The sequence below is a fragment of the Rhodoferax sp. RT5P35 genome, assembly GCF_056521385.1.
Window position 1 is genome coordinate 1 of sequence record NZ_JBWMAX010000187.1, and the last position, 1,275, is coordinate 1,275.

The following is a 1,275-nucleotide window of genomic DNA, read 5'->3' on the forward strand; positions in this document are numbered from 1 at the left end:
GTAAAGTGGCCTGATATTGACGTACCACCGGCCCTAAGCGGGGCAAAACCTTAGTCTTGCTTGCAATGCGCCCCGCCGCCACGTCCACCGCAGCCAACGGCATCGCCACCCTCCTCTTCGCCCTCCCCTGGCTCAACCCCTTCGCCCCTGGCCCGATGTCGGCGCTGGTGCCTTGGCTGGTGGCGCTGGCGTCGGTGGCGGGGCTCATGGGGGTGCAGGCGGTGTGGCAGCCGAACCGGCAAGGGGCTTCCGGCTGGGCCGGTGTGGCCGCCAGCGGCTGGCTGTTGGCGGGGGCCTTGAGTTGCGCGATGGGGCTCATTCAGTATTTCGGGCTGAGCCCGGCGCTGGCTCCGTGGGTCAACACCACGGCGCTGGGCGAGGCGTTTGCCAATTTGCGCCAGCGCAACCAGTTTGCCAGCCTGGTCCACATCGCTTTGGCCGCCTTGCTGTGGGGGGCGGTGCAGGTGCGGCCTGCGGTGGCCCAGCGGAATATGGTCCTGGTCTTCGCGGTATTGTTAGGGCTGGGCAATGCTGTGTCATCGTCCCGCACGGGCCTGGTGCAAACCGGCCTGGTGGTGGTGCTGGCGGCCATTTGGGGCGGGTGGCGCGACGCGGCGGTGCGGCGGGTGCTGCTGGGCTTTGTGCTGGCCTACGGGTTGGGCATGCTGCTGCTGCCGACCCTGGTAGGGCTGGACACGGGGGCCTGGGCGCGGCTGCGCGAGGGCGATGCGCTGTGTTCCAGCCGCCTGACGCTGTGGCACAACGTGCTGACGCTGGTGGCCCAGCACCCCTGGCTGGGCTGGGGCTGGGGCGAACTGGACTACGCGCACTACATCCACCTGTACAGCGGCCCGCGGTTTTGCGACATTCTGGACAACGCGCACAACCTGCCGCTGCACCTGGCGGTGGAGCTGGGTGTGCCGGTGGCGGTAGCGTTCTGCGGCCTGCTGGGCTGGTGGGTGGTGCGCGCCCAACCCTGGGCCGAGACGGATGCCACGCGGCGCATGGCCTGGACGGTGCTGGCGGTGCTGGGCTTGCACAGCCTGCTGGAATACCCGCTGTGGTACGGCCCGTTCCAGATCGCGGTGGGCCTGTGCGTGATTCTGCTGTGGCGAGCCCCCCACCAAGTTTATATAAAAAATAAGGCTCCCGTGCTTATTCCATGGGCGATAGCAGCTACTTTTTTAATAGCAATATGCATCTACACGGCCTGGGACTACCGCCGCGCCAGCCAGATCTATATGCCGCCCGAGGCGCGTGACCCAGCCTACCGCG

At 67.1% G+C, this 1,275-nt stretch carries 1 protein-coding gene; it reads left to right on the forward strand.

From position 1 onward, the window contains the following. Positions 1-65 precede the first annotated feature (65 nt). On the forward strand, positions 66-1,275 hold a 1,210-nt coding region (locus tag AC097L_RS24805), incomplete at its 3' end, for a PglL family O-oligosaccharyltransferase (RefSeq protein ID WP_479589379.1).